Source organism: Arthrobacter sp. RT-1 (assembly GCF_003367205.1).
Taxonomy (GTDB): Bacteria; Actinomycetota; Actinomycetes; order Actinomycetales; family Micrococcaceae; genus Arthrobacter.
On record NZ_QRGQ01000019.1, the window covers coordinates 29,120 to 49,590 of the forward strand.

The window sequence follows — 20,471 nt, forward strand, 5'->3', positions numbered from 1 at the left end:
CTCCGGCGGCCCGGTTCGCGCCGTTCACCGGACCACCGCCAGGGATCGCGTCCGTACTTACGGAGTGGCTACCAGTGTCCGTTGCGGGGACGGGGCTGGCAGACCGGGCAGGTGTGCGATGAGCGGTTCATGAACTGCTCACGGCGGATCGTGGCGTGGATTCCGGCGGCCGCGCAGCGCTTGCAGGGCTCGCCTTCGCGGCCGTAGGCGTTCAGGGACCTGTCAAAGTATCCGGAGGCCCCGTTGACGTTCACGTAGAGGGAGTCGAAGCTGGTGCCGCCTGCTGCAAGTGCATCGAGCATCACCTCGCGGGCGCTGCTGACCACTCTTTCGGCTTCGCCCCTGCGCAGTGTCTCGGTGGGCCGGGCATAGTGCAGCCGCGCCCGCCACAGTGCCTCGTCGGCGTAGATATTACCGATGCCGGACACCAGGCCCTGGTCCAGGAGAGCGCGTTTAAGCCCCGTTTTGCGCTTCCGCAGCCGGCGGTAGAAGAGGTCGAAGGAGAAGGCCGGATCCAGCGGGTCCCGGGCAATATGCGAGGCCTCTTCCGCAATCAGCGGGAGGGGCGATTCAGCCAGGCCGCCCGGGCCGCCGTCGTCCGTGGGCACCATGGCCGTGACAAAGAGGCCTCCAAAAATCCGCTGGTCCACGAACCGCAGTTCTTTCGGCATCCCATCACGGGCGCTGAGCCGGAACCGCACTTTGAGATGCTTTTCGTCCGGGACCTGGCTGTCCTGCATCAGGAGCTGGCCGCTCATGCCCAGGTGCGCCATCAGCGCGACAGCGGGCCGCGCGAACGCGTCGGGGGTAGCCCCCTCCTGAGCCTGGGAGTTGTCCGAAAGCGGCAGCCAGAGGAATTTGCCCCGGCGTACAACGTCGGTCACCGTGGTGCCTTCGAGGTTGCCGATGAAATCCCTGACCCCGAGGGAGTGGCGGCGGACTGACCGCGGGTCCAGTACATCAACGGCTTCGATGCTCCGGCCGCGGACCCAGCTCACCAGGCCGCGGCGGACCACTTCCACCTCGGGGAGTTCCGGCACGGTGCCTACTTGGCTGCTACGGAACCGGTGGACTTGCCGGATGCGTCGGAAGGACCAGTTCCGGAAAGGACGCGCCAGGCATCGGCTGCGGCTTCCTGCTCGGCTTCCTTCTTGGAGTGTCCGGAGCCCTTGCCGCAGGGTTTGCCCCCGATGTTCAGGACTGCCGTGAAAGTCCGGGCATGGTCCGGACCCGCACCGTCCACAGCGTAGTGGATGGTGCCCAGCTGGCGGCTGGCGGCAAGCTCCTGGATGCTGGTTTTCCAGTCTGTCCCCGCACCGAGCACGGCAGCGTCCTTCAGCAGGGGCCCGATGAGCCTCATGACAAGCTGGCGGGCGGTCTCGATATCGTTTGACACATAGGTGGCACCGATCAGCGCCTCCATGGTGTCGGCCAGGATGGACGCCTTGTTCTTGCCTTCGGTGAGCTTCTCGCCCTGCCCAAGGTAGATGTAGTCGCCAATTCCAAGGCTGCGTCCAATGTTTGCCAGCGCGCGTGTGCTGACCACGGCTGAGCGGCGCTTTGCCAGGTCTCCCTCCGGAAGGTCCGGGTTGTCCCGGTAGAGGGCATCAGTAACGGAGAAACCCAGGATTGAGTCGCCGAGGAATTCCAGCCGCTCATTCGTGGGAATGCCGCCGTTTTCGTAGGCGTACGAACGGTGTGTGAGCGCAAGACGAAGCGTCCCGGCGTCAATAGTGACACCGAGACGCTTCAGAAGCTCTTCAGTTGAAGACATCTGGTCAGCCTTAGTGGCCGATTAGACGTCAGCGACCTTGCGGCCCTTGTACTCAAGGAACAGCGCAGTGCCAGCAGAGTCGGTGACGACTTTAGCCTGGTGCGGCAGGCTGTAAGTAACCTGGCCGTTCTCAACGGTCTTCACCAGGTGGGGGGCGGTCGCCTTCCACTGCGAGCGGCGGGCGCGGGTATTCGAGCGAGACATTTTCCGCTTGGGAACAGCCACGGCTAACTCATTTCTCTCTAGACAAACACGTACAAATCAATTTTGCCGGTCAGGCTTAGCCATATCAGCTAGGGCAGCCCAGCGAGGATCCAAGACCTCGTGGTGGTGCCCCGGCTCGTCTTCCAGGCGAACTCCACATTCGGAGCAAAGACCCTGGCAGTCTTCCCGGCACACCGGCTGGAACGGCAGGTTGGTGACAACCGCGTCCCGCAACACCGGTTCAAGATCGATTACATCGTGCTCGACTCGACGTTGCTCTTCATCATCTTCTTCGTCCGAAAGCTCAACACCTTCATAGAAGAAAAGTTCTTGCACATTGACCTCAAGGTCATACGCAAGGGGATCCAGGCATCGACCGCACTCACCGGTTACTTCCGTGAGGACGGTTCCTGATACCAGAATTCCTTCGTGTACGGCCTCAAGCCTCAGATCCAGCTCGACATCCGAGCCTTCCTGAACACCAATGAGCGCCACACCAAGGTCACTTGGTGCGGGTACATGTTCCTTCAGTGTCCGCATGCTTCCCGGGCTGCGCCCGAGGTCCTTGACGTCGAACGCCAAGGGCGAACCAGCATCTCTTTTAATGAGAACTCCTGTTGAACATATGACCGACGTACCATCTTAGCCTGAAGAGTCACGGGGACTCAAACCGGCGGCCGGCGGCGCCGAAGTACCGGACCAGCCTACCGCCTCGGCAGCTGATCCTGTGCAGGCTCGCCAGTCAGCATCCTCCGTTGGACGGATCTTGGGACATACTCAGACACGCTGCCGCCAAGGGCTGCCACCTCTTTGATCAGCGTGGAGGACAGGTGGACATAGTGGGCCTCGGCCGGCAGGAAGACTGTTTCCACGCCGCTCAGCTGCCGGTTCATGGTGGCCATGGGCAGCTCGTAGTCGAAATCCGAGGACGACCGAAGCCCCTTGACGATGGCCGACACACCGCGCTGGCGGCAATATTCGGCCAGCAGGCCCTCCCCCACCGGCTCAACCACGATGCCTTTGAGCGAAGCGAGGGTCTCGCGTGCCATCTCCAGCCGCTCGTCCAGGGTGAACCTGTACTTTTTGGCGTAATTGGTGGAAATCGCGACGATGACTTCGTCAAAGAGTCCGGCCGCCCGTGCGATGACTTCAAGATGGCCGTTGTGGATGGGGTCGAAGGATCCTGGGCAGACAGCTCGTCTCATGCTCCGAACCTACCCCATGAAAAGCCCGGGATACCATGACTGGATGCATCCTCCACGGGAACTTTCCCCGCCCCTGGCTCCTGCTCCCTGGCAGCGCGCCGCGCTGGGCGCCAACCTCCTGGCACCCGACGGCACCCTGGGTGTCACCATCTTCGAAGAGATGACCGGTTTGGCCCTCCAGACCGGCGCCATCAACCTCGGCCAGGGCTTTCCCGACGAGGACGGGCCGCTGGAGATCCGGGAGGCAGCCCGTGCCGCGATTTCTGCCGGAGCAAACCAGTACGCGCCCGGCAAAGGCCTCCCGCAGCTGCGCGAAGCCGTCGCCGCGCACCAGGAGCGCTTTTATGGGCTCACGTTGAACCCGGACACAGAGGTCATCGTCACCACCGGCGCCACGGAAGGTATCGCAGCAGCCCTTCTCGCGTTTGCCGGTCCCGGCGACGAGGTGCTGACCTTTGAACCCTTCTACGATTCCTACGGAGCAGTGATCGGCCTCGCCGGCGCCACCCACGTGACGGCGCCGCTGCTTGCCCCGGACTTCCAGCCGGACATGGCAGCCCTTGAGGCTGCCTTCAGCGAACGGACCCGCGTGGTGCTGCTGAACAATCCGCACAACCCGACCGGTGCGGTCTTTCCCCGGAACGTGCTTCAGCGCGTGGTGGACCTCGCCCGGAAACACGGCAGCATCATCATCACCGATGAAGTGTATGAACACCTCACGTTCGGTGTTTCACATCTGCCGGTGGCATGCCTGCCTGGCGCAGCGGAGCGGACCATCACCATCTCATCCGCCGGAAAGACCTTTTCCCTCACCGGCTGGAAAATCGGCTGGCTCTCAGGTCCCGCCGAGCTCGTGGCTGCTGCCCGCACCGTGAAGCAATTCCTCACCTACAGCTCCGGGACGCCGTTCCAGGCAGCCATCGCTGCGGGGCTGGCACTGCCAGACGCTTTTTACACGGGCATCGCCGCGGACCTGGAGCATAAGCGCAACATCCTCCGCCAGGGACTGGCCGCCGCCGGGTTTGATGTGCTTTCCCCGCAGGGCACCTACTTCATCAATGTGGACACCGCCCCTCTGGGCATCGAAGACTCCGTTGACCTGGCCAGGCGGCTTCCGGCCCTGATTGGCGTGGCCGCAATCCCGGTCCCGGTGTTCTGCCATCCGGAGGGCGCCGCCAGGACGCGCAGCCTGCTCCGTTTCGCCTTCTGCAAAAGGACCGAAGTTCTTGAAGAGGCCGCGGAACGGCTTGCCACGCTCAGCGGAAGGCTCTGATGGCCGCCAGGAGCCAGGGGCAGGCTGCACGGTTCCTGCAGACCACGGGCCAGCATGCCTCCATCGAACCGGACGCGTTCACCGAGGGCAGCTATGTGCTCAGCATCGGCGGTTCGGAGCAGTCGCACGTAAATCTTGCCCACCCCGAAGAGATCTTCTACGAATACCTCCGGCGGATCGGGCATCTGGTGGACCTCGCAGCGCCTCCCGGAGTCCCTGTGAAGGCACTCCATCTCGGGGCAGGGGCGCTGACGCTGGCGCGCTACATCCAGGCGACCCGACCTGGGTCGCAGCAGTACGCAGTGGAGCTGGAGCGTGAGCTGCTGGACTTTGTCCTGCGCCAGCTTCCGCTTCCGGAGGGAACGGACCTGCTGACCATCACGGGCGACGCCCGGGAGGCACTCGGTGAGCTCGACCCCGGCCTGATGTTCGACGTCGTGATCCTGGACATCTTTTCCGGGCCCGAGGCCCCGGCCCATATTGCCAGTGCGGAGTTCTACCGGGAGGTGCGGGCACGGCTTGGCCCGCGGGGCGTGCTGGTGGTCAATGTGGGCGACGAGCAGGGCCTGACGCTGGTCCGCAGCCAGGTGGCGGCGATGCGGCAGGCGATGGCTGATGTGGCCGCCTTTGCCGAAGCAGGGATGTTCCAGGGACGCTATCCGGGCAATATCATCCTGGCCGGAACGCAGGTGCCGTGGCCGGAGGAGTGGTCGGCGGAACTCGCCGCCCGCGGCCCGCACCCGGCAAAAGTGCTGGCAGGAGTGGATTTGGACCCGCTGGCGGGATAACCGTGTGGAATGTGGCCCGGCCGGGGTGGCTCCCCCGGCCGGGGCTAGTACCCGGATCCTTCCGGTTCTGCCACCGCCGGAACGTCATCGCTGTCGATGGCGTCGGGGACGAAGGGCTCCGCGAACCACAGCCTGGTTTCGCCGTATTTCTTTTCCGCGAACCGTGCCAGGGCGCCGGGCCATTGCGGTTCAGGGGAACGGGACGAGCGTTCCACCACCACCACCGCCGCCGGTGCCAGGTGGGCGGAAAGCTTCTGGAGGACGGCGGCCAGCGCCTCCTCCTCCAGCGGATACGGCGGGTCGACGAATACGAGGTCCCAGGTGTCGTCGGGCGCCGCGCGGTCCAGGAACGGCTCGACCTTGGAACGGTGCACCGTGACGGCTTTGCGGCCGAGGACGCCATTGATGAGGTCGGCGTTCCGCTGGCAGACAGCGCTGGCCTTGGCGTCAGACTCCACGAGTTCCACCGTCCGGGCTCCACGGCTGCCGCTCTCCACCCCCAGCGAACCCGACCCGGCGTAGAGATCGAGCACGCGGGCGCCTGCGACGACGTCAAAGGCGTCAAGGCGGGAGAAAAGGGCCTCCTTTACCCGGTCGGTAGTGGGCCGCGTCAGGGAGCCCGGGACCGCTGACAGAGGGGTGCCGCCGGCGGCACCCGCGACGATCCTGGTCATGTGCTCCACCTGAATCCACTGCCGCGCACTGCGGCCTCCTGCTTAACCGCGCTCAAGGAACGCCTCCTTCTCGGGGTTGAGGTACTTATTAATGGCATCCGCGAGTTCCGGGTGGCTGGACAGGAAGGGATCCTTCCCCACGATGTCCTGCGCGTCCTCCCGGGCCCGGGCGATGACGTCCTCGTGTTCCAGAACACGCAGCAGTTTCAGGGTGGAACGCCCGCCGGACTGGGAGGCACCCAGGATGTCACCCTCACGGCGCAGCTTCAGGTCCTCCTGCGAAAGGATGAACCCGTCCGTGGTCGCAGCCACTGCCTCCAGCCTTCGCCGGCTGGGATGAGCGGGCTCCAGGGCCGTAACCAGCAGGCATGTTCCGGGCAGGCCGCCGCGGCCCACGCGCCCCCGGAGCTGGTGCAGCTGGGAGATGCCAAACCGGTCGGCATCCAGGATCACCATAAGCGTTGCGTTATGCACGTCGACACCCACCTCGATCACCGTGGTGGACACCAGCAGTTTGACGCTGTTGCCGACGAACCCTGCCATGGTGGCGGACTTGACCTCAGGATCCTGGCGCCCGTGGAGCGGAGCCAGCGGGACGCCGGCGAGGGACGGTTCGGTCGAAAGGTGCTCGACGACGGCAGCCACCGATGCGAGTTCGCGTGACGCGTCGTCCGACTCAAGGCCGGGCGGTTCGGCTTCGCCCGGGCTGAAATCGCCGTCGTCGTCCGTGCCGATTTTGGGGCAGACGACGTACACCTGGTGACCGGCGTCAATCTCCTCGCGGGCGCGGGCCCAGATGCGCCCTGCCCAGGCCGGGTTCTCGGAGAGGCCCACCAGATGCGTGGTGATGGGAGCCCTGCCCTTCGGAAGCTCGTCGAGGGTGGATGTCTCCAGGTCACCGAAGACGGTCATGGCAACAGTGCGGGGAATGGGCGTGGCAGTCATGACCAGCAGGTGCGGGGGCTTTCGGGCCTTGGCACGAAGGGCATCGCGCTGCTCCACGCCGAACCGGTGCTGCTCGTCCACCACGATCAGTCCGAGATCGTAGAAGGACACATTGTCGCTGAGCAGGGCGTGGGTGCCGATCACAATCCCTGCCGTCCCGGACGCCGCGTCCAGCATGGCCTGCTTGCGCGCCGCGGTGGGCATGGACCCGGTCAGGAGGGTGACCTGGACGGATGCGCCGTCCGGTCCGGCAAGCCCGCCGAGCAGGCCGTCCCGGGAGAGCGGTCCGAGGGTGCGGCGAATCGAGTCATAATGCTGGGCGGCGAGGACTTCCGTGGGTGCCAGGAGCGCCGCCTGGCCCCCCGCGTCAACCACCTGCAGCATGGCCCGCAGAGCCACCACCGTCTTGCCCGAGCCCACCTCCCCCTGCAGCAGCCGGTTCATGGGGGTATCCTGGGCCAGTTCCGCGGCGAGCGTCTTCCCGACGGCGGCCTGCCCGTCTGTGAGCGTGAAGGGAAGGCTTCTGTCGAAAGCGGCCCGGACCCCGTCTGCCACCGGCCGGCGGGCGGTGGCTTCTTCCGAGGCGAGTTGGGCCCGGCGCCGGGCGAGCGCGGACTGCAGGACCAGGGCTTCGTGGTACCGGAGCCGTTCCCGGGCCCTCTTCCAGTCTGCGGCAGTCTCCGGCGCATGGATGAGCCGGTAGGCCTGGGCCAGGGACAGGAACTTCTCCCGCTCGGCAACCTTGGGCGGCACCGGGTCCGGAAGCGAAGCGAGGTCCACGGTCTCAAGCAGTGTTGTAATGACCTTCTGGATCTTCCAGCTGGGAAGTTTTGCGGTGGCGGGGTACACCGGAATAGGCATGGCCGCCAGCTTCTCCGGATCCTGGCCGCCGTCGCTGAACGGGTCCTCGTCCAGGACATGGAAATCGGGGTTCGTGAGGCCCAGGACACCGTTGAAGCTGGTGACCTTGCCGGAGAACAGTGCACGGCGTCCCTGCAGCAGTTCGGCCTTGGCCCGGTATCCGTTGAAAAAGCTGATCTTGAGCGTCCCGGGGACCTTGCCCCGGTAATCCGTCCCGCCTACCACCCTGAGGCCTGCCTTGCCGTCGTCGTCCGAAACCACGACGTCGGTGATGCTGCCGCGGCGCGCCCGCATGGTGCGGGTGCTGCTGGACAGGACCCGGGCGATCAGGGTGACCTCCTCATCGCGCGGGATTTCGCTGATCGGCGTCAATTCACCGCGGGTCAGGTACCGGCGGGGAAAGTAGTTCAGCAGTTCTTCCACCGTGGTGATGCCCAGGTGCTTCTCGATGACGGCGGCGGAACGTTTTCCGATGCGGCGTTCCAGGCCCAGGTCCAGCTCAGCGTTCATGCCCACTGGAGTTCACTGCGTCCGTGTCCGGATCACGCGGCAGCGCGAGTTCGCTGATGCTGATCTGGGAGGGTTCCCCCAGGGATCTGATGATAGCGACCGCGGGGTCGGGGTCGGGGACGTGGACGTGCACCCGCCACCGGTAGTTCCCGTCGGCATCCATGCCGCTCCCCACCTGGCTCATGATGACCGACTCGCCGATCTCGTCCAGCCGTTGCCGGAGTGTGGCGGCATTCAGGGGTGAAAGGCTGATGGTGCACATGACCTCCACACCGTCGTCGTCCGGCATGTCCGTGTGGATGTGCGGATCGGCGACGTCATACCCGTGGAGGCCGTCAAGGAGTTCGCTCTGCAGTTCCTCGCCCAGTACCGCGGAGCGCAGGCAGTCAAGGATCAGGAGCATGCCCACTCCGCCGGCGTCCACCACATGCGCGCTGGTGAGTGCGTCAAGCTGGTCCTCGGTGTGGATGACGGCCGTGAGTGCCGCTTCGACGGCGGCGTCCAGCACAAGGCCCAGGGCGTGGTTGCTGTCATCTCCGTTTTGCCCGGCATCCACGGCCGCTGCTGCGCGTGCCGCAGCTTCCATCACGGAAAGCATGGTGCCTGGAACGGGGTCGCTGAGGGCGGACCAGGCACGGATCTGGGCCCGGTTCAGGGCGGCCGCCAACAGCGTGGACGTCAGCCGGGTATGGCCCGCGAGCGGTTCGGCAGCGGCGCACAGGAACACAGAGAACAGCGTGCCGGAGTTTCCCCTTGCCTCTTCGAGGGCGGCCTGGCCGGCTGTGGCCAGCACGGCGCCGACGTCCATCTGGACCGGCTGGTCTCCGCTGGTGGCAAGGGCCCGGGCCGCGGCACGTACCGTCAGGTAGAGGTTGGTTCCTGTGTCCCCATCCGCCACCGGGAAGATATTGATGGCGTTCAGGCGGTCGCTGTGGTTGCCCAGGGCCGTCTCAGCCTTGCCCAACCACCTCTTCATCGCTTGCGCGTTGGCGGCAACCTTAGTGTGCAAAGTGATCCCATCCCCCGGTGTCCGCGGACCGGCCCGCAATCATGACGCCCGGGCCTTCATCGATTCCCAGTGCTTGTACCGAGCCTATCGCAGTGAATCCCGCAGGCAGCCGGAAGCCCGGCGGGAATGTGGCGAGGAGCCCGTGGTCCTCGCCGCCGCCCAACACCCATCCCGCTGCGTCCATGCCCAGCAGCTCCGCTGCCGGATGCAACACCGCTGCCAGGCGCGCCAAGTGTCCAGGGTCGAGGTCGATGCCGACATTGCTGGCAACCGCCATGCGCCGGCCATCGCGCAGCAGTCCGTCCGAAACGTCCAGCATGGCTGTCGCTCCGGCTTCCCTGGCGGCCGGCCCTGCGGCGAGCGGTGGCCGCGGCCGGCACTGGAGGTCAAGGAAGACGCGCTGCTCCGGGGTGAGGAGTTCCACGTTCATGGGGGATTCAAGAAGGGCCAGGCCTGCGGCGGCATGCCCGGCAGTGCCTGCCAGCGCCAGGATGTCACCCGGGCGCGCGCCGGAGCGGAGGACCGCCTCTCCCCCATGAAGGGTGCCCACCACGGCCACGGTGACAGAGATTTCCCGCCCGCGGCCCAGGTCGCCGCCCGCCACCGAGCAGCTGTCCGCCCCGAGTTCCCTGATGCCCGCTGTAAGGCCGTCCGCCACGCCTTCAACCCAGCTGACGGGAGTGTCCGGCGGCAAGGTGAGGCTGACCACCATGGACGTTGCCGTTGCCCCCATGGCGTTGATGTCGCTCAGGTTTTGCGCTGCCGCTTTCCACCCCACGTCAAAGCCGGTGGTGCGGTAACCATTGGACCAGCGAAGGCGGAAGTCCTGGTCTTCAACCTGGGTGTCAATGCTGATGACAGTCTTTCCGTCAGGGGCAGCCACCACGGCGGCGTCGTCCCCCGGGCCAAGGAGGGTGGCTGCGGAGTGGGCCCCTGCCATGGAAAGCCGGGGAAAGATCCGGGCCAGCAGTTCGGCTTCGGAGAGGTCAGCAACCGCCGGCTGCTGTCCCGGTCCGGACCCGTCCGGGCCGGCCTGGCCTGCGGATATCCCGTCAGTGCGGGTCTGTTCACTGCTGCTCATGGGCTTTTCTGGCACGGCACTACGCTACAGCGCGGCACCGACATTGAGGCCCCGAGTCGACTTAGCTACTTGCCCGGTAGGAGCCTGCAAGGAACAGCTACCTGCCAGTTTGCCGGCGTAACGGGGATAACCGCCTCAGTCAGCGACGGGTCCGCGGCGCACTGGACGGTAGCGGTCTGGACACCTGTCATCCACTCGGGGCCGGTTTGCCGGACAGGCGTAGCCTGCAGGTAGCTGTTGGAGAGAAAGACCGCCAGCAGGACAGGCGCGAGGTACCTGGTCTTGTTAGGACCGATTACCCCTTTGTCTTCCGCCACTGCGCAGGCTATGGGAACCAGTGCGAGCAAGAACATGGAGGGTGCGGCCGCGTAGCGGAAAAACGTGAATTTTGACAGCCAATCATCTTTGGAAAAGTTGGCGAAATCGAGTTCCGGTGACGGATTGAGTACCGTTGCGGCAGCCCAGCAGGATGCAGCGGCGGCGAGGGCATACAAGGCAGTCACCTTCCACTGTGCCCGACCGTACGTCAAGATGTACGCGAGCAGTCCGAAAATGACGATGATGGGAATGGCCACAGCAAACCCACCGAATGTCACAACATTGAGTGCCATTGTGTCCGCATCCGTCTCCCAGATGGATCCAACCGGCTGCAGGAGGAACCCGTAGATGACTGACAAAGGGTCCATCGAATCGAGACGGGGAGCTTCGGAGTAACGCGGGTTTGCGACCGTGGCCAGAAACTGCAGGCCGATGCCAAGAATGAGCGCGGCCGGCGCGGCATAATTCTTCCTTTTGACGATCTCCCAGATCGCCAATGGCAGGAAGATTCCTACGATAATTTCAGTCGTGGCAGCTGCCAGCGTGGCAACAAAAAGGACGGCACGCACGGGCCAGGTGCGGGGCTCAAAAATCAGCAGCCATGGGCAAAGCCAGAGCAGATACCAATGGAGGTTTGCCGCGTTTCCCAAAACTTCAAGCGGCCCAACAGGTACGAGGACCGGGATGAGCGCCACCATCAGGCGATAGCTTTTGTGCTGGAAAAGCTGCCCGGACAAAAAGTACGTGCCTGTTGCTATGGCTGCAACCGTCATGCAACTGAGGAAAGTAACAAGCATCGCATACCCCTCGATGGGGCCGGCTGTGTAGGCAATGGCAGATACAATCCGCGGAATCGTGTGAAGATAACCCGCGTACGGCTCAACGATGCTTTGCCAGGACCCGACGGATATTGTCTCTGCCAGGAAAACAGCGGCATCCTCGGCCCAAAGAGTCCCACGGGATACTTCAGGAAGGCGGAACCACGTCACAAAGGTTAGCCCTATCACCGCCGCCGCCACGCTCACGGCCCTCAGACTGCGTACACGGTAGGACCGTTTGGCCTTTTTCTCTGGATTTAGCCGGTGGCCTGGCGCAGCAACAGCAGTGTTATTCATGATGGAACCAGCTTATAAGGAGAAGAAACCGACACGGGCCACGCGCTAGTCAGGCGAAGTGGAACACAGGAGCCAGCCCATGGGCTTGGCCGTTACACCTTTCACTTACTTCGCAATTCCGGGCAAGCGATTTCGACCTGCGCGAACTTCCAGGTAGCAGGTGCGACTACCACCACTGCAGAGGCCAAAGCTCTGTCGTTGCTGCAGGCCGTGCGGGCTGCGTCTACTCCCGGTGCCCACGCAGGGCCCGTTTGACGGGTTGTGGCAGTGGGAAAGTAGCTGATGAGGAGAAATATGACGAAAATCCCCGCAAAGAAGGGGACGTTGCCGCGACTGATGTGCCCATTCTGCACGGCAGTGGCGACGGCCAGTGGAACCAGCAGGAGAAGGAACATCCCAGGGGCAGCCGCATAGCGTATGTACGTAAAGCTGTTGGCCCAATCTGATTCCGCATAAGCGGCGTAGTTGAACATGGTATTTCCGCTCAAAACTACTGATGCCGCCCAACACAATCCGGAAGCTGCAATGGCAACCACCGCCCCGAATTTCAGAACTGTGGTGCCTTTTGCCACTACAAACGCCAGCAGCCCGATAAACAGCAAAGTCGGGATAACAAGGACCCACGAACCGAAGTTCACAATTCCAGATGCCAAGGTCCTGCTGTCCGGATGCCAGATCGATCCGATGGGCAGCAGCACGTATCCCATCAGGACTGACAACTTGTCGACTGCGTCGGTGGGAGGTGCAGCCCCATTGAACCTCGGGTTGACGAGGGTTGTCAGGACTTGGAGAATCAGGCCGAGCAGCAGTCCCGCGGGTGCTGCGTAGCTCCGTCGCTTCCAAGCAACCCAAACAGCGAGGGGCAAGAACATGCCGCTGATAATTTCGCTAGCTGCAGTCAGGAAGGAAAGCACGAAAAGCACGGCACCGGCCGCCGGGTTGGCTGGCTTCTTCAGCAGGAGCCAGGGCGCCAGCCACAGCAGGTACCAGTGCAGATTGGCTGCATTTCCCAGGACTTCGTTCGGACCAATCGGCAACAGGATCGGAATTACGGCGATCATGAGGCGGACTGATACTGATTCGGTCAGTACGCGGGCCAAGTGGAAAACACCAATTGATATCCCTGCCACCACAGCACAACTCAGCAGCGACATGGCAATGGCGTAGCCCTCCAACGGAACAAAGGCGTGGGAGATGCTGGCCAGGAGCCTGGGCAGGACGTGCAAGTAGCCGTCATAAGGCAGAAAAATGCTTTGAAGGTGTCCAGCCCGCAAAACGTCCCGGAGGAACACTCCGCCGTCCTCGGCCCACACGGTCTCCCCCGTCAGGGTCGGTAGCCGGCCCCACGCGATCATTGTCAGGACACAAGCGGCGCCCAGCAGACTGGCTGCCTTCAGTATGCGGCTCCTCACCGGTGGGGAGGCCTCCACAGCCGGAGGGGCGGAGTCAATTATTCTTGTCATTGTTTCTTCAGCTTATCGCCCTGTCGGCCGGCAGGTTGTCCAGTCGAGCGCGGGGCAGCGTTCGCCTTAGGTTCGTGCAGAGGCCGCCGCATCCCGGGACCCGGGTAGATTGGCGTGTGGCTCTGTGGCCGGAGATGATGGTTGTCATGCCCATCTTCCTGTCCAAGCCACATCCCGGCAGCATGACAAAAATGCGAACGGCCCTCGCAGCGGCGTTCATCATCTCTTCGTTGGCAGGGTGTTCCCCCGCGGTGGATGTCACCGCTGCCAAAGATGCAGCGGATCCAGCCTGCGCACCCATGATGGTGGCACTGCCGGACGCGATCGGGGACGCCCGCCTGCGCAAGACGAACAGCCAGGCCACCGCGGCCTGGGGGGACCCGTCTCTGGTCATCCTTCGCTGCGGGGTCAACGTTCCCGGCCCCACCACCGACCGCTGCGTGACGGTCAATGGCATCGACTGGGTCATCAAGGAAGGCGACCCCGTGTGGACCCTGACCACCTACGGCCGTGAACCTGCTACCGAGATCCTGATGGACCCGGACAAGATCAGCTCCGCCACGGTGCTGGCAGACCTCGCAACGGCGGCCGGGAAGGTGCCGGCCATCCGGAACTGCGTGGGCCAGGAAGAACTCCAGGACCTGCCGCAGAGCCAGTAGGCGCAGCCCGGGCCGCCGGGATCTTTCGCGGGGCTCACCCGTGGAATGGCCCCTGCTTAGCGCAGTCCGGTCTTCCGGTTCAGGGCCAGGTGGATGAGCTCATCGATCAGGTCGGCGTAGCCCAGTCCGGATGCTGCCCACATCTGCGGATACATGCTCTTGGGCGTAAAGCCGGGCATGGTGTTGATCTCGTTGATGATGAGTTCGCCGTCGGGCGTATAGAAGAAGTCGACGCGGCTCAGGCCCTCGGCCCCGACGGCGTCAAACGCGGCCGCCGCCAGTTCGCGGACCCTGGCGATGGCTTCCTCCGGAATCTCCGCGGGGCAGCTCAGCGCTGCAGCATCGTCCTCCACGTACTTTGCGTTGAAGTCGTAGAACTCGTGGCTGCCACCGGACACTGAGATCTCGCCCGGCATCGATGTCCTGGGGGCGTCCGTGCCTCTGCCTTCCAGCACGGCGCACTCGATTTCACGGCCGGCGATTCCGGCTTCGATGACCAGCTTGAGGTCGTGCCGCCGTGCTTCCTCGATGGCGGCATCCAGTTGGTCGAGGGAGTCCACCTTCGAAATTCCCATGGACGATCCGGCCCGTGCCGGCTTGACGAAGACGGGGAACCCGAGCAGGTCCACCTGCTTGCGGACGGCTTCCGGATCCTTGCGCCACTGCCGGTCAGTCACCGCGATATAGGGACCGACCTGGAGCCCGGCCGCCTCAAAGACCACCTTCATGAAGTGCTTGTCCATGCCCACTGCGGAAGCCAGGACACCGGCACCCACGTAACGGGTGTCGGAAAGCTCCAGGAGCCCCTGGATGGTGCCGTCCTCCCCGAAGGGTCCGTGCAGCAGCGGGAAGACCACGTCCACGGCGCCCAGTTCCCGGGGGACTTCATTCGGCGAAGCCACGATCAGCTGGTGTTCGCCGCCGATCTCGGCCAGGGTCACCGTGTCCGAAGACGGCGCCACCTCCGGGAGGGATGACGCAGCCAGGGACCACTGCGCGGTGTCGGTGGAGGCGAGGACCCATTGTCCGGACTTGGCAATCCCGATGGGAATCACGTCGTACTTGTCTTTGTTGATGGCGCCGAGCACTCCGGCGGCCGTTACGCAGCTCACGGCGTGTTCACTGGAGCGGCCTCCGAAAAGGACGGCCACCCGGGGCTTTGCCGGCACTCCTGCAGTCAGGTTGTCAGGGGACATCGTCAGTAATCGCCTTCAGGTTTCAGTTCCCGGGACAGCAGGAGGGGCCCCAGTTGGTCAACGGACAGCTTGCCGGCCAGCACCGCCACGACGGCAGCCGTGATGGGCATATCGACGCCCAGCTTGCCTGCCAGCTCATGCACGGCCTGTCCGGACTTGATGCCTTCGGCAGTCTGGGTCATTTTCTGGCCCACTTCCTCCAGCGTAAGGCCTTCTCCCAGCAGCCGCCCTGCGGTGTGGTTCCGCGACAGCGGTGATGAGCAGGTGGCCACGAGGTCGCCGAGGCCGGCGAGGCCAGCCATGGTTTTCGCGTTCCCGCCCAGCGCCAGTGCAAGGCGCGAGGTTTCGGCCAGTCCGCGCGTGATGACGGAAGCCTTGGTGTTGTCGCCCATCTGCTTGCCCTCGCAGATGCCGACGGCCAGTGCGATGACGTTCTTGACGATGCCACCGATTTCGACGCCCACCACGTCTGAGGTGGTGTACGGCCGGAAATACGGCGCCGTGCACGTCCTGGCCAGCCAGCCGGCCACCGCGGAATCGGCGCATGCCACCACCGATGCGGTGGGCTCCTCCCGCGCGATTTCCATCGCGAGGTTTGGGCCGGAGACGACGGCGATGCGTTCAGCCGGGAGGGCGAGTTCCTCGCTGATGACCTCGCTCATGCGGGCGTCAGTGCCGAGCTCCAGTCCCTTCATCAGGGACACGACGATGGCGCCGGGGGCGATCATGTCCTTCCATTCGCGCAGTTGGGGCCGCAGGGACTGGGCCGGCACTGCAAGGACCACCAGATCCGCTCCCTGGAGCACCTCCCGGACGTCCGAGGAGGCTGTGATACTCGCCGGAAGTTCGATGTCTTTCAGGTACTGAAGATTGCGGTGGATGCTGTTGATCTGCTCCACCACTTCATCGCGCCGCCCCCAGATCCGGATGGCGCGCGTGGTGTCCGCCGCGATGGCGGCGTCCCCGAGGATTTTCGCGAACGTGGTACCCCAGGACCCCGCGCCGAGCACGGCGACGGAACGGGCGGAGCCCGTCATGTTCCCGGAGGTCACTGAGCATCCGCCCCATTGCCGGGCTGCTGCTTCTGCTGCTCGCGCTCCACGAAACGTCCGTGCTTTGCCTGCTGCTGGCGGGTCGGATCCCAGCGCTCTGCCGGTGGCTCCTCGCCCCGGATCCCCGCCAGGAGTCCGGTGATGGCGTCCATGATCGCGTCCGTGGCGGCCGACAACGTGGCCTTGTCCAGCGGCCGCCCGGAGAATGCACTGAGGTCCACGGGATCACCCACCACGACCCTGGACTGCTTGCGCGGGAAAACATGGAACCGCTTGCCATAGCGGGGAAATACCTCGTGTGCGCCCCAGTGGGCGATGGGAACCACCGGGATCCCGCCCTCGAGGGCCAGCCTGGCGGCACCCGTATGCCCCTTCATGGGCCACAGGTCCGGATCGCGTGTCAGCGTACCTTCAGGGTAGATGATGATCGCTCCGCCTTCGGCGACAATCTCCTGGGCGACCTGCAGCGAGCGGTTCGCTCCCGCCGTCGAACGTTCCACCGGCACCTGCTTGGTGGCCCTCAGGAGCCAGCCGAGGCCCGGCACGTTGAAGAGCGCTGCTTTGGCCAGGAAGTGCGGCGCGCGCTTCTGGTTGTAGAGCATGTGCCCCACCACGAGGGGGTCTATCTCGGTGCAGTGGTTGGGCGCTGCGATGAAGCCGCCGGCGGGAAGCTTCTCGATCCCCTCCCATTTCTTGCCCATCATGAGGGTCAACAGCGGGCGGACGACGCCGGCGATGAACACGAATGTGGCCCTGCTCTTGGCAGATTCCTTCACGGTCCGTCCCGTTACTTCGTGGTGGTGATGTCGAAGTCAGCACCCAGGCCGGCAAGCTTTTCGGTGAAACGCTCGTAGCCGCGGTTGATGATGTCGATGCCCGTTACCCGCGAAGTACCGGTGGCCGCCAGGGCGGCAATCAGGTGGCTGAAGCCGCCGCGGAGGTCAGGGACGTCGATGTCGGTTCCCTTGAGCTGGGTGGGCCCGGAGATGACTGCCGAATGCAGGAAGTTGCGCTGCCCGAACCTGCAGGGAACGCTGCCGAGGCACTCGCGGTGGACCTGGATGCTGGCACCCATTCGGATGAGGGCGTCTGTGAAGCCGAAGCGGTTTTCGTACACCGTTTCGTGGACGATGGAGACTCCCTCGGCCTGCGTAAGCGCCACGACGAGCGGCTGCTGCCAGTCCGTCATGAAACCGGGGTGCACGTCTGTTTCCAGGACCAGCGGGTTGAGCTTGCCGCCCCGGTGGTAGAAGCGGATGCCGTCCTCGCCGATGTCCATTCCGCCGCCCACCTTGCGGTAAGTGTTCAGGAAGGTCATCATGTCCCGCTGCGAGGCTCCTTCGACGAAGATGTCTCCACGCGTGACCAGCGCAGCGGACGCCCAGGACGCTGATTCGTTGCGGTCCGAAAGGGCCCGGTGGTTGTAGCCCCCAAGGTCGCGGACGCCTTCGATCCTGATGGTGCGGTCCGTCTGGACGCTGATGATGGCGCCCATCTTCTGCAGCACGGCAATGAGGTCGATGATCTCGGGCTCGGTGGCCGCACCGGACAGCTCGGTGATGCCCTCGGCACGGGTGGCGCTGAGCAGTACCTGCTCGGTGGCCCCCACGGACGGGTAGGGCAGCGAGATCTTGGCTCCGTGCAGACCCTTGGGTGCTGAAATGTGGATTCCGCCGGGACGCTTCTCCACGACGGCACCGAACTGGCGCAGGACGTCCAGGTGGTAGTCAATGGGGCGGTCGCCGATCTTGCAGCCGCCCAGGTCGGGGATGAACGCCTCGCCGATCGCGTGGATCAGCGGTCCGCAGAGCAGGATGGGGATCCGGGAGTCGCCGGCGTGCGCATCGATGGCCGTACTTGGTGCCGTCTTGGCAGCCTTGGGGTCAAGGGTGAGATCGCCGTTTACCGGGTCCTTCTCCACGGTGACGCCGTGCAGCTGCAGGAGGGAGGTGACTACCTCCACGTCCTTGATCTCCGGAACGTTCCGCAACACCGACGGTTCGTTGCCCAGCAACGCCGCCACCATCGCCTTGGGGACCAGATTCTTGGCCCCGCGGACGTTGACGCGGCCTGTAAGCGGGACTCCGCCGCGGATTGTCAGAACACTACTCATATACCGGTTTCCTCACGATTACTCGCCCCCAAATCCTTGCAAAGGCTCCAACCAAGCATAGGAGGTCGCGTTACCGAACCGAAATACGCGGGCCCACCGGCAGGGCGTGGCGGGCCCGAGTACTGCCGATTCCCGCGTCAGTGCGGCTGGGAAAGCCGCGCGGGCAGGGTCTTGGGCTTGAAGGCAGGGCGGGTGGCTTCGTAGGCCGTGATGTCCGCCTCATGCTGCAGGGTGAGCCCAATGTCGTCCAGGCCTTCCAGCAGGCGCCACCGGGTGTAGTCGTCGATCTCGAACGGTGCGACGATGGTGCCGCACACCACCGTTTTCGACTTCAGGTCCACCGTCACTTCGGTTCCGGGAGCGTTTTCCAGCTCTTTCCAGATCAGTTCGATGTCATCCTGCGCAACCTGCGCTGCCAGCAGTCCCTGCTTTCCGGAGTTGCCGCGGAAGATATCGGCAAAGCGTGATGAAAGGACGGCTTTGAAACCGTAGTCCTTCAGCGCCCACACAGCGTGTTCCCGGGAGGAACCGGTGCCGAAGTCCGGTCCCGCCACCAGGACGGAGCCGGTGGTGTAGGGCGCCTGGTTCAGGATGAAGGAGGGGTCCTTGCGCCAGGCGGAGAACAGCGCGTCCTCGAAACCGGTGCGGGTGATGCGCTTGAGGTAGACCGCGGGGATGATCTGGTCCGTGTCAACGTTGCTCTGGCGCAGCGGGACGCCGATGCCGGTGTGCTTGGTGAACTTTTCCATGATGTGTCCTAGGCTGCGTCGGTGCGGATGGCTGCGGGTTCGGGAGCGGGTTCGAGGTCCGACGGCGAGCTGAGCGTGCCGCGGACGGCTGTGGCTGCCGCCACCACCGGGGAAACCAGGTGGGTGCGGCCGCCCTTGCCCTGGCGCCCTTCGAAGTTGCGGTTGGAGGTGGAGGCGCAGCGCTCCCCCACGTCCAGCTGGTCCGGGTTCATGCCCAGGCACATGGAGCAGCCGGCAAAGCGCCATTCGGCGCCGAAATCCTTGAAGACCTTATCCAGGCCCTCGGCTTCGGCTTCGAGCCGGACGCGTGCCGAACCGGGCACCACCAGCATGCGGATGTTCGGGTCCTTTTGGCGGCCGCGGACGATGTCCGCCGCGGCACGGAGGTCCTCCATCCGGGAGTTGGTGCAGGAACCCAGGAAGACCGTGTCAACGCGGATGTCCTTCATGGGGGTGCCGGCCTCCAGTCCCATGTACTGCAGGGCGCGCTCGGCGGCGGCCTTGGCGTTCTCGTCGCCGAAGTCTTCCGGGGACGGGACGGACTGGGACAGGGAGACACCCTGGCCGGGGTTGGTGCCCCAGGTGACGAACGGCTCCAGGGTGTCGGCGTCCAGGTCCACTTCGACGTCGAAGGTTGCGTCGTCGTCGGTGCGCAGGGTGTTCCAGTACTCGACGGCGGCGTCCCACTCCGCGCCCTGCGGCGCGTGCGGGCGCCCGTACATGTAGTCGTACGTCGTCTGGTCCGGCGCGACGAGGCCGGCACGGGCGCCGGCTTCGATCGACATGTTGCAGATAGTCATCCGGGCATCCATGGACAAAGCACGGATCGCCGAGCCGCGGTATTCGAGCACGTAGCCCTGGCCCCCGCCGGTGCCGATCTTTGCGATGACGGCCAGGATGATGTCCTTAGCGGTGACGCCGGGACGCAGGGTACCTTCCACGTTGATCGCCATGGTCTTGAACGGCTTCAGGGAGAGCGTCTGGGTGGCCATGACGTGCTCCACCTCGGAGGTGCCGATGCCCATGGCCAGCGCGCCGAAAGCGCCATGCGTGGAGGTGTGGGAGTCACCACAGACCACTGTCATGCCCGGCTGCGTGAGCCCCAGCTGGGGGCCCACCACGTGCACGATGCCCTGTTCGGCGTCGCCCAGGCTGTGCAGCCGGACGCCGAACTCGGCGCAGTTGTTGCGCAGGGTCTGGATCTGGGTGCGGCTGGTCAGGTCGGCGATGGGCTTGTCGATGTCCAGGGTCGGAGTGTTGTGGTCCTCCGTGGCGATGGTCAGGTCCGGGCGGCGGAGCTTGCGCCCGGCCAGGCGCAGGCCTTCGAATGCCTGCGGGGACGTGACCTCGTGCACCAGGTGAAGGTCGATGAAGAGAAGGTCGGGCTGAGCGTTGGCTCCTTCGCCGTCGCCTTTGCGCACCACGTGTGCGTCCCAGACTTTCTCGGCCAATGTCTTTGCCATGGCCATCTCCCTTCACTGC

20 protein-coding genes are annotated in these 20,471 nt (G+C 64.7%); 3 read left to right on the forward strand and 17 right to left on the reverse strand.

Annotated elements, in window-relative coordinates; translation table 11 throughout:
* Window positions 1-68 precede the first annotated feature (68 nt).
* From mutM to coaD, 5 genes are all read right to left on the reverse strand, one after another.
* Window positions 69-1,040, reverse strand: a complete 972-nt coding sequence (gene mutM, locus DXK94_RS14825) for a bifunctional DNA-formamidopyrimidine glycosylase/DNA-(apurinic or apyrimidinic site) lyase (protein ID WP_115525559.1) — start codon at window positions 1,038-1,040, stop codon at window positions 69-71.
* A 5-nt stretch (window positions 1,041-1,045) separates the two neighbouring features.
* The gene (rnc, locus tag DXK94_RS14830; protein ID WP_115525560.1) at window positions 1,046-1,774 is read right to left on the reverse strand and encodes a ribonuclease III; all 729 of its coding nucleotides are present in this window, start codon (window positions 1,772-1,774) and stop codon (window positions 1,046-1,048) included.
* A gap of 21 nt (window positions 1,775-1,795) precedes the next feature.
* Complete coding sequence (rpmF, locus tag DXK94_RS14835; protein WP_009356569.1) at window positions 1,796-1,999, reverse strand: 50S ribosomal protein L32; 204 nt, start codon at window positions 1,997-1,999, stop codon at window positions 1,796-1,798.
* 36 nt (window positions 2,000-2,035) lie between these two features.
* Complete coding sequence (locus DXK94_RS14840; RefSeq protein ID WP_115525561.1) at window positions 2,036-2,560, reverse strand: DUF177 domain-containing protein; 525 nt, start codon at window positions 2,558-2,560, stop codon at window positions 2,036-2,038.
* 122 nt (window positions 2,561-2,682) lie between these two features.
* Window positions 2,683-3,183 (reverse strand): pantetheine-phosphate adenylyltransferase, encoded by a 501-nt coding sequence (coaD, locus tag DXK94_RS14845; RefSeq protein ID WP_079598947.1) that lies wholly within the window; start codon window positions 3,181-3,183, stop codon window positions 2,683-2,685.
* Window positions 3,184-3,226: 43 nt separating this feature from the next.
* Between coaD and DXK94_RS14850 the strand changes: the two genes are divergently transcribed.
* Both DXK94_RS14850 and DXK94_RS14855 read left to right on the forward strand, forming a co-directional pair.
* Entirely contained in the window at window positions 3,227-4,456 is a 1,230-nt protein-coding gene (locus DXK94_RS14850; protein WP_258868561.1) for an aminotransferase class I/II-fold pyridoxal phosphate-dependent enzyme, read from the forward strand.
* Window positions 4,456-5,244: a spermidine synthase gene (locus DXK94_RS14855; RefSeq protein WP_115525563.1), complete on the forward strand. Its 789-nt coding sequence runs from the start codon at window positions 4,456-4,458 to the stop codon at window positions 5,242-5,244. Before DXK94_RS14850 ends, DXK94_RS14855 begins: the two co-directional genes overlap by 1 nt.
* Window positions 5,245-5,288: 44 nt before the next feature.
* Here DXK94_RS14855 and rsmD read toward each other — a convergent pair whose 3' ends face one another.
* The 6 genes from rsmD to DXK94_RS14885 all read right to left on the reverse strand — a co-directional run bounded on the left by rsmD (window position 5,289) and on the right by DXK94_RS14885 (window position 13,112).
* Window positions 5,289-5,918: a 16S rRNA (guanine(966)-N(2))-methyltransferase RsmD gene (gene rsmD / locus DXK94_RS14860; RefSeq protein WP_079598980.1), complete on the reverse strand. Its 630-nt coding sequence runs from the start codon at window positions 5,916-5,918 to the stop codon at window positions 5,289-5,291.
* 42 nt (window positions 5,919-5,960) lie between these two features.
* Entirely contained in the window at window positions 5,961-8,234 is a 2,274-nt protein-coding gene (locus tag DXK94_RS14865) for an ATP-dependent DNA helicase RecG (protein WP_079598979.1), read from the reverse strand.
* Window positions 8,224-9,210 (reverse strand): DAK2 domain-containing protein, encoded by a 987-nt coding sequence (locus tag DXK94_RS14870; RefSeq protein ID WP_079598944.1) that lies wholly within the window; start codon window positions 9,208-9,210, stop codon window positions 8,224-8,226. The genes DXK94_RS14865 and DXK94_RS14870 overlap by 11 nt, the downstream gene beginning before the upstream one ends.
* Before the next feature lie 22 nt (window positions 9,211-9,232).
* Window positions 9,233-10,183 (reverse strand): thiamine-phosphate kinase, encoded by a 951-nt coding sequence (thiL, locus tag DXK94_RS14875; protein ID WP_258868564.1) that lies wholly within the window; start codon window positions 10,181-10,183, stop codon window positions 9,233-9,235.
* A gap of 206 nt (window positions 10,184-10,389) precedes the next feature.
* A complete protein-coding gene (locus tag DXK94_RS14880) occupies window positions 10,390-11,667 on the reverse strand; it encodes a hypothetical protein (protein ID WP_220272983.1) in 1,278 nt (425 codons plus the stop codon).
* A 191-nt stretch (window positions 11,668-11,858) separates the two neighbouring features.
* Window positions 11,859-13,112, reverse strand: coding sequence for a hypothetical protein (locus DXK94_RS14885; protein WP_181884842.1), 1,254 nt, complete (start codon window positions 13,110-13,112; stop codon window positions 11,859-11,861).
* 290 nt (window positions 13,113-13,402) lie between these two features.
* Here DXK94_RS14885 and DXK94_RS14890 point away from each other — a divergent pair, with 290 nt between their 5' ends.
* Complete coding sequence (locus DXK94_RS14890; protein ID WP_079598978.1) at window positions 13,403-13,879, forward strand: DUF3515 domain-containing protein; 477 nt, start codon at window positions 13,403-13,405, stop codon at window positions 13,877-13,879.
* A 56-nt stretch (window positions 13,880-13,935) separates the two neighbouring features.
* On the opposite strand, the gene DXK94_RS14895 is transcribed toward DXK94_RS14890, so the two are convergent.
* The 6 genes from DXK94_RS14895 to leuC all read right to left on the reverse strand — a co-directional run bounded on the left by DXK94_RS14895 (window position 13,936) and on the right by leuC (window position 20,452).
* Window positions 13,936-15,075 carry a D-alanine--D-alanine ligase family protein gene (locus DXK94_RS14895; protein ID WP_115525567.1) on the reverse strand — a complete coding sequence of 380 codons (1,140 nt, stop codon included), beginning with the start codon at window positions 15,073-15,075 and terminating at the stop codon, window positions 13,936-13,938.
* Between the two features lie 2 nt (window positions 15,076-15,077).
* Window positions 15,078-16,112 (reverse strand): NAD(P)H-dependent glycerol-3-phosphate dehydrogenase, encoded by a 1,035-nt coding sequence (locus DXK94_RS14900; protein WP_115525588.1) that lies wholly within the window; start codon window positions 16,110-16,112, stop codon window positions 15,078-15,080.
* Window positions 16,113-16,123: 11 nt separating this feature from the next.
* Complete coding sequence (locus tag DXK94_RS14905; protein WP_115525568.1) at window positions 16,124-16,903, reverse strand: 1-acyl-sn-glycerol-3-phosphate acyltransferase; 780 nt, start codon at window positions 16,901-16,903, stop codon at window positions 16,124-16,126.
* An 11-nt stretch (window positions 16,904-16,914) separates the two neighbouring features.
* Window positions 16,915-18,240 carry a UDP-N-acetylglucosamine 1-carboxyvinyltransferase gene (gene murA / locus DXK94_RS14910; protein ID WP_115525569.1) on the reverse strand — a complete coding sequence of 442 codons (1,326 nt, stop codon included), beginning with the start codon at window positions 18,238-18,240 and terminating at the stop codon, window positions 16,915-16,917.
* Window positions 18,241-18,377: 137 nt separating this feature from the next.
* Window positions 18,378-18,989 (reverse strand): 3-isopropylmalate dehydratase small subunit, encoded by a 612-nt coding sequence (gene leuD / locus DXK94_RS14915; RefSeq protein ID WP_115525570.1) that lies wholly within the window; start codon window positions 18,987-18,989, stop codon window positions 18,378-18,380.
* A gap of 8 nt (window positions 18,990-18,997) precedes the next feature.
* The gene (gene leuC / locus DXK94_RS14920) at window positions 18,998-20,452 is read right to left on the reverse strand and encodes a 3-isopropylmalate dehydratase large subunit (protein WP_079598976.1); all 1,455 of its coding nucleotides are present in this window, start codon (window positions 20,450-20,452) and stop codon (window positions 18,998-19,000) included.
* Window positions 20,453-20,471: the final 19 nt, after the last annotated feature.

What these genes read in the sequence shown, in the direction of transcription:
- DXK94_RS14890 (WP_079598978.1), top strand. Translation starts at nt 13,403, where the DNA reads ATGACAAAAATGCGAACGGCCCTCGCAGCGGCGTTCATCATCTCTTCG.
- leuD (WP_115525570.1), bottom strand. Translation starts at nt 18,989, where the DNA reads ATGGAAAAGTTCACCAAGCACACCGGCATCGGCGTCCCGCTGCGCCAG.
- DXK94_RS14855 (WP_115525563.1), top strand. Translation starts at nt 4,456, where the DNA reads ATGGCCGCCAGGAGCCAGGGGCAGGCTGCACGGTTCCTGCAGACCACG.
- rnc (WP_115525560.1), bottom strand. Translation starts at nt 1,774, where the DNA reads ATGTCTTCAACTGAAGAGCTTCTGAAGCGTCTCGGTGTCACTATTGAC.
- DXK94_RS14850 (WP_258868561.1), top strand. Translation starts at nt 3,227, where the DNA reads ATGCATCCTCCACGGGAACTTTCCCCGCCCCTGGCTCCTGCTCCCTGG.
- DXK94_RS14885 (WP_181884842.1), bottom strand. Translation starts at nt 13,112, where the DNA reads ATGATCGCGTGGGGCCGGCTACCGACCCTGACGGGGGAGACCGTGTGG.
- rsmD (WP_079598980.1), bottom strand. Translation starts at nt 5,918, where the DNA reads ATGACCAGGATCGTCGCGGGTGCCGCCGGCGGCACCCCTCTGTCAGCG.
- leuC (WP_079598976.1), bottom strand. Translation starts at nt 20,452, where the DNA reads ATGGCAAAGACATTGGCCGAGAAAGTCTGGGACGCACACGTGGTGCGC.
- DXK94_RS14895 (WP_115525567.1), bottom strand. Translation starts at nt 15,075, where the DNA reads ATGTCCCCTGACAACCTGACTGCAGGAGTGCCGGCAAAGCCCCGGGTG.
- thiL (WP_258868564.1), bottom strand. Translation starts at nt 10,183, where the DNA reads ATGGCAGGGGCCCACTCCGCAGCCACCCTCCTTGGCCCGGGGGACGAC.
- DXK94_RS14900 (WP_115525588.1), bottom strand. Translation starts at nt 16,112, where the DNA reads ATGACGGGCTCCGCCCGTTCCGTCGCCGTGCTCGGCGCGGGGTCCTGG.
- DXK94_RS14865 (WP_079598979.1), bottom strand. Translation starts at nt 8,234, where the DNA reads ATGAACGCTGAGCTGGACCTGGGCCTGGAACGCCGCATCGGAAAACGT.
- DXK94_RS14870 (WP_079598944.1), bottom strand. Translation starts at nt 9,210, where the DNA reads ATGAAGAGGTGGTTGGGCAAGGCTGAGACGGCCCTGGGCAACCACAGC.
- coaD (WP_079598947.1), bottom strand. Translation starts at nt 3,183, where the DNA reads ATGAGACGAGCTGTCTGCCCAGGATCCTTCGACCCCATCCACAACGGC.
- murA (WP_115525569.1), bottom strand. Translation starts at nt 18,240, where the DNA reads ATGAGTAGTGTTCTGACAATCCGCGGCGGAGTCCCGCTTACAGGCCGC.